Consider the following 5109-nt stretch of genomic DNA (forward strand, 5'->3'; position numbering starts at 1 on the left):
AATGTTCTGCTTAAAGCGGTACATAACAATGCAAATTAAAACGCGGACAAAAAACAGTTGGCTTTGTTCGTACCTCACAAATTCTAGCCAACTATTTTTAGCCGTTTATTTGCGGCGTTATGCGTCACCTTAAATCGCTGTCTTTAAAACGTTTTTTTGCTTCAAGTCTTTTCTTCAAATCAGCATTTAGGTACAGTGGCGTAATTAAGTTTTGAGTTGGTCTTGGCTTTTCGTTTTTCAATTTAAGCTGTGACCAGAAAGGTCATTCACCAGTCGAACGCTTCTTTGCAATTTCGGGTTTGGTGGGTGTTTTTAATTTTTAGTTTGGCTTATTGGTGCAGGCGCAAGCGCTTCAAAAGCGGTGAGTCAACGCATAACAAGCAATTAAACAGGGATAAAAAACTTGCGGGCTATTCGCTTCGCTCAATTTTAGCCCACAATTTTTTACCCGTTAATCGGGCGTTATGCGTCACTTTAAATCGCTATCTTTAAAACGGTTTTTGCTTCAAGTCTTTTCTTCAAATCAGCTTTTAGGTACAGTGGTGCAATCAAGTTTTAAGTTGGCTTTGGTTTTTCGTTATTCAATTTAAGCTGTGACCAGAATCATCATTCACCAGTCGAATGCTTCTTTGCAATTTTGAGTTTGGTGAGTGTTTTTAATTTAAAGTTTGGCTTATTAGTACAGGCGCAAGCGCTTTTAATTTTGTGTGTCAACGCATAACAAAGTCGTCAACGCGGACAAAAAACTGTTGGCTGCTACGCTTCGCTTCACATTTTAGCCAACAATTTTTTGCCGGTTACAACGGCGTTAGGTGTTCAGATAGTCTAGATGGAATTTTTAGATTTAAGTGTTAAGTTACTAATGTTATTAACCATTGTATTTACACCGGTTTATTGCGTATACAAAAGTTACAGTTACTTGAAGTTGTATCTAATTTCTGCCTCACTTATCTCTTTGGCTATCATTTCAGGCGCTTATTGGCCTCACTTTTATACAGGTATGCGCCTTGATTTATTGGGATATGACCCTCTTGGTTTTTCAGAATGTGAAAGGTTGAAAAAGGTTGCACCTGAAATGCGTGAAATAGCCACTCAGCTTTATTGGTCAAACATGGGAGTTGGTTGGCCATTAAAAGCCCTGATTTGGATGGTTATTTTATTACCTTATCCTTCTATTGTTTGGCTGTTCAAATTCAGCTATAGGAAGTTAATGAACAAGTTTTGCGCCAAAAACACCTAACAAGGCCGTTAAACAAAGGACACAAAACAGCAGGCTTGTGCTCCTTCGTCGCTAATTTTAGCCTGCTATTTTGTGCCGTTTACGGCAAGCGTTATGCGTCACTTTAAATAGCTGTCTTTAATACGGTTTTTGCTTCAAGTCTTTTCTTCAAATTAGCTTTTAGGTACAGTGGCGTAATTAAGTTTTAAGTAGGTCTTGGCTTTTCGTTTTTCAATTTAAGCTGTGACCAGAAAGGTCATTCACCAGTCGAACGCTTCTTTGCAATTTTGAGTTTGGTGAGTGTGTTTAATTTTAAAGTTTGGCTTAATGGTGCAGGCGCAAGCGCTTTAAAAGCAGTGTGTCAACGCATAACAAGGTCGTCAACGCGGACAAAAAACTGTTGGCTGTTACGCTTCGCTTCACACTTTAGCCAACAATTTTTTGCCGGTTACAACGGCGTTATAAGCCATAAGGAAGTATCGTGCTTCATTGGGATGAAACTGAATTCATCGGCATATTAGAGGTCATTCCTGAAGTTATTTCAGATGAAGGCGGTGGGCCCATTTACGTCTTCAGTGTCTGCAAGGGTGGTATTGAACTTGAGTTAAGTATTTTTCCCTTTGAGGAGGATGTCAGGTTTAGGTTATTCAGGGAGAATCAGAACCATGCACTGCTTGAGTATCAAATACTTGGTTGTAAGTTTGCTCGGTATGAAATCGGTAAAAATGACGACAGCTATCTTTCTTTCGTCAGTAGCAATAGCGTTGAAGTAACGGTTTCTGTTAAGCCTGATATTCAGGTTCTAATCAGTGAGTGATAAGCTTATAACAAGTAAAGTCACGGCGACCCAGCACACTCCGCTTGAGTTTCGTGCGGGAAAATACTCGCACGAAACCCAAGCTCCGGCACTGGGCGCGTGCTTTAAGCGTTATAAGCCAAGGGGGCAGCATGGAAAACAATTATTGGTTCATCATTTTCGCTTTAGTAGCTCTATTAAATTTAGTTGTTTCTATTTACTTGGCTAAGAGAAGTGATTTAGAAGCTTTTCAAAAAGTAGCTCAAATTATTCTTGTTTGGCTAATTCCAGTATTTGCAGCTATTGGTTTGTGGTTATTCCATCGCTCACAAGATGTACCCCTTAGTTCATCAAAGCCTTTTGGCGGTGGTTCAAGCGATAGTTCAAATATCTCTAGAGGCGGAGATTAAAAGGCTTATAACAAGCAATTAAACAGGGATTAAAAACAGCAGGCTCTTCGCTTCGCTCAATTTTAGCCCACAAGTTTTTACCCGTTAATCGGGCGTTATACACTCATGACGCAACAATGACGCTGGGCTGTCATATAGATGACGTTTAGAAAAATAGGATTTCTCTTCATAATAGTGTGAACTTTTATATAGGAGGAAGCAGTGATGGAAATGAAACTTGATAAAGCAAAACTAAAGCAATTAAGAGAGTCTAAAGCTTGGAGTCAGTCTTACTTTGCGGAAATAAGCGGCCTTAGCTTAAGAACGATTCAGAGAATTGAAAAATCAGGTATAGCTTCGCCAGAGTCAGTTAAATCAATTTGCGCTACTTTTGGCATTCAAATAAATGAGCTTTCAGTTGTTAACGAGCATCAAAAAGAATTAGCTCCTTCTTTTTCAGGTTTAATAAAATACAAAATATCTAGCATGGACAAAAAGGCAACTCTAATCTCATTTAGCATTGCATTTGTCATAAGTTTTATTTTAACAATTATTTTAACAAGTTAACGTATATAACAATGCGCTAAACTAGGACAAAATTAAATAAGCTCGTCGCTTCGCTCGATTTTAGCTTATTCAATTTTGCCTGTTAGCTAAGCGTTATGTGCTACTTGAGTTCAGATGAATACTAAATACTCTGTTTATCAAAATACTCTAGAAGAATTGCTAATATTACTTCAAAAATACAATGAAGAACGTTGGGCACAGTATTTTAAAGAATCTCTAGGCTTGCTCCAAAAAGGTAAGCCTCAGAGAAGTATTTATCACTCTCTTAATGCGTATGGAGGCATGGGGAGTTTTAATGATTCTGTGTTTTTTACAGGGGCATCTGAAAAAGAAGCTAAGTATGGTTTAGAGCTCAAAGAAAAGTTGTGGCTCGAATGTAAGTCCAAAAAAAGTATTCTAAAACGAGCTGTAGAGTTGTTGCACATAACAAAGCGCTCAAAAAAGGCGGACGCGTAACACTTGGCTCGCGCTCGTCCCTCGCTAATTTTAGCCAAGTATTACTTGCCGTTTAGCGCGGCGTTATGTACCAAGGTAGGGCTATGAAATATTTCAAATTAAGTTGTGTAATTCTTGGTTTCTTAATCTTTGTAGGCCTGTTTGTTCCCAGTCTGGTTAATTGCCCGCCTCTCAACCAAAACGACGAAGCAGAACTTGATATTGAGATGTTACAAACTGCAATTTCAGTTTATTATAAGAAAAATAACCGTCTACCAGAAAATCTTGGAAATTTAATAGACGGCAGTATTATTTACATACAACGATTACCTAAAGACCCTTGGGTAATCGATTATCAATACAGCATTGTGTCAGCAGACTCATTTTTGTTGTGGTCTAAAGGTTCTATTTTAAATAGTGATGCTTTAGTGTTATCGGCGTATAAGTATGAAGGTAATAGCTTTATAAAAGTCGTTATCGACAAATCAGGTTTTGGTACATAACAAGCCAAGTCATCGGGACAATTTTAAGCTGGCTCCCGTCGCTTCGCTCCTAATTTTAGCCAGTTTAAAAGTTGCCCCTGCTTGGGGCGTTATACGCATTCCGAAGTTTATCGATGGAAAGGAAGTAATGAGATTAGCACAGTTAAATATAGCGTTGGCCAAATATCCATTGGATGCGCCAGAAATTAAAGATTTTGTTGATAACTTGGATTTGGTTAATTGCATTGCCGAGGAAAGTGAGGGTTTCGTTTGGCGCTTAAAAGATGAAGGTGGTGATGCTACGAATATCCAGTTATTTGATGATCCGAATATGATTGTAAACATGTCCGTTTGGGATTCAGTGGATGCACTAAAAAACTTTATGTTTAGAACCCATCATAGAGACTTTATGCGCCGAAAAAGTGAATGGTTCCATCGTCTTGATGAGGATAACTATGTTCTTTGGTGGGTTGACGATAACCACATTCCTAGCACAGAAGAGGCACTTGAACGGTTAGAGTACCTTCGCAATAATGGCGATAGCCCTTATGCGTTTACCTTTAAAAGTAACTATACACCTGCTGACGTAAAAGAGTCGGAATAAAATGCGTATAACAAGCGCATGTTGTCGGAATGGTTTTCCGCTGCGCTCCAAACCATACGCAAATGCGGGCGTTAGGCATCAGGGGGGTTAACTTATATTTATCGCACTAAAAGTTACACATATATTGTTTGTTGTTGCTTGGATGTCATGTCTTTTTGTTCTGCCTCGCGTAATATTGCATTGGCGTAAAATATGCTATTCGAGTCAAGAATCTGAAGCGTTCAAAAGCCTCTCAATAGGCTTATTTCGCTTTGGATCATTGATGGCAATCTTGGCTATTTTCTTTGGTATTTGGTTATGGAAAGCATTTAGTTTTAATGGGGCCTGGCTTCATTATAAAATGGCATTTGTATTCCTTTTAATTATTTATCATTTAATTAGCGGCAAGTTACTTTTAAATATAATTAAAAACAAGCCATTTAGGAGCAATATAGCGCTACGGTTATTTAATGAATCTTCATTATTAATAGTAATTCCTATTATTTATTTTGTAGTGTCAAAAAATGCCTAACAAGTTACTTAAAAGGACGCAAAACGCTTAGCTTGCGCTCCTTCGTCGCTAATTTTAGCCAAGCATTTATGCGCCCATTAGTAAAGCGTTATGTTTAAATCAAAGG

General features: G+C 38.2%; 8 protein-coding genes. All 8 read left to right on the forward strand.

Annotated features, from left to right (window positions below; genetic code table 11):
• Nucleotides 1-829: 829 nt before the first annotated feature.
• The 8 genes from CWB72_RS11845 (at nucleotide 830) to CWB72_RS21140 (ending at nucleotide 5003) form a co-directional block, all read left to right on the forward strand.
• Nucleotides 830-1240, forward strand: coding sequence for a hypothetical protein (locus CWB72_RS11845; protein WP_138631619.1), 411 nt, complete (start codon nucleotides 830-832; stop codon nucleotides 1238-1240).
• A gap of 460 nt (nucleotides 1241-1700) precedes the next feature.
• The gene (locus CWB72_RS11850; protein WP_138631621.1) at nucleotides 1701-2036 is read left to right on the forward strand and encodes a hypothetical protein; all 336 of its coding nucleotides are present in this window, start codon (nucleotides 1701-1703) and stop codon (nucleotides 2034-2036) included.
• 131 nt (nucleotides 2037-2167) lie between these two features.
• Nucleotides 2168-2425: a hypothetical protein gene (locus CWB72_RS11855; RefSeq protein WP_138631623.1), complete on the forward strand. Its 258-nt coding sequence runs from the start codon at nucleotides 2168-2170 to the stop codon at nucleotides 2423-2425.
• 204 nt (nucleotides 2426-2629) lie between these two features.
• Nucleotides 2630-2971: a helix-turn-helix transcriptional regulator gene (locus tag CWB72_RS11860; RefSeq protein WP_138631632.1), complete on the forward strand. Its 342-nt coding sequence runs from the start codon at nucleotides 2630-2632 to the stop codon at nucleotides 2969-2971.
• 114 nt (nucleotides 2972-3085) lie between these two features.
• Nucleotides 3086-3427: a DUF6966 domain-containing protein gene (locus tag CWB72_RS11865; protein WP_138631625.1), complete on the forward strand. Its 342-nt coding sequence runs from the start codon at nucleotides 3086-3088 to the stop codon at nucleotides 3425-3427.
• A gap of 83 nt (nucleotides 3428-3510) precedes the next feature.
• On the forward strand, nucleotides 3511-3909 hold the full coding sequence (locus tag CWB72_RS11870) for a type II secretion system protein GspG (RefSeq protein ID WP_171037284.1): 399 nt from the start codon (nucleotides 3511-3513) through the stop codon (nucleotides 3907-3909).
• A 127-nt stretch (nucleotides 3910-4036) separates the two neighbouring features.
• Nucleotides 4037-4492, forward strand: coding sequence for a DUF3291 domain-containing protein (locus CWB72_RS11875; protein WP_138631630.1), 456 nt, complete (start codon nucleotides 4037-4039; stop codon nucleotides 4490-4492).
• Nucleotides 4493-4592: 100 nt separating this feature from the next.
• A complete protein-coding gene (locus tag CWB72_RS21140; RefSeq protein ID WP_354384664.1) occupies nucleotides 4593-5003 on the forward strand; it encodes a CopD family protein in 411 nt (136 codons plus the stop codon).
• The last annotated feature ends 106 nt before the right edge of the window (nucleotides 5004-5109 follow it).

This window comes from Pseudoalteromonas phenolica (assembly GCF_005886345.1).
In the GTDB taxonomy this organism is placed as follows: Bacteria; Pseudomonadota; Gammaproteobacteria; order Enterobacterales; family Alteromonadaceae; genus Pseudoalteromonas; species Pseudoalteromonas phenolica_A.

Bases quoted from the DNA above. Each gene is read 5' to 3' on its own strand.
- CWB72_RS11845 (WP_138631619.1), top strand. From the start codon at position 830: ATGGAATTTTTAGATTTAAGTGTTAAGTTACTAATGTTATTAACCATT.
- CWB72_RS11855 (WP_138631623.1), top strand. From the start codon at position 2,168: ATGGAAAACAATTATTGGTTCATCATTTTCGCTTTAGTAGCTCTATTA.
- CWB72_RS11860 (WP_138631632.1), top strand. From the start codon at position 2,630: ATGGAAATGAAACTTGATAAAGCAAAACTAAAGCAATTAAGAGAGTCT.
- CWB72_RS11865 (WP_138631625.1), top strand. From the start codon at position 3,086: ATGAATACTAAATACTCTGTTTATCAAAATACTCTAGAAGAATTGCTA.
- CWB72_RS11870 (WP_171037284.1), top strand. From the start codon at position 3,511: ATGAAATATTTCAAATTAAGTTGTGTAATTCTTGGTTTCTTAATCTTT.
- CWB72_RS11875 (WP_138631630.1), top strand. From the start codon at position 4,037: ATGAGATTAGCACAGTTAAATATAGCGTTGGCCAAATATCCATTGGAT.